This is a genomic window from Bartonella sp. AA2SXKL, assembly GCF_042197205.1.
Classification (GTDB): Bacteria; Pseudomonadota; Alphaproteobacteria; order Rhizobiales; family Rhizobiaceae; genus Bartonella.
In genome coordinates, this window is the sequence record NZ_JBHIRN010000130.1 from 1 (window position 1) to 385 (window position 385).

Sequence of the window (385 nt, forward strand, 5' to 3'; positions counted from 1 at the left end):
GTTGCGGTCGTCAAATGCTTTTTCAATAATCATTTCAAGTTGTGTGAGATCAGTCATAACCAGAGTTCCGTTAAACAAGTTGAAAGCTTCAGGATTTATTGCTTTATGACCTACGCGAAGAAATGTATTCAGTCAATAAAACGATAAGGAAGCAGGATAGGTGTATGAAAAAAGATTATACAGAAAAAACAGAAGAAGAACAAAAACATTGGACACCACTTCTCCAAGCGAAGGATTCCCTACAACAAGTAAAAAAGTTTTCTAATTCAGCACAAATGCGTTCGCCTACTTATCGTTTGGCTTATATCGATCAAGAATTTATGATGCGTCCTGAACTACGTTCACAACGTATTGGTCTTGAGTTTTTAAAGCCAGAAATGACGCT

1 pseudogene is annotated in these 385 nt (G+C 36.6%); it reads left to right on the plus strand.

Annotation, left to right across the window (positions count from 1 at the left end):
* Positions 1 to 164: 164 nt before the first annotated feature.
* A pseudogene (locus ACFINS_RS10235) lies at positions 165 to 385 on the plus strand (3-isopropylmalate dehydrogenase); the annotation flags it as partial.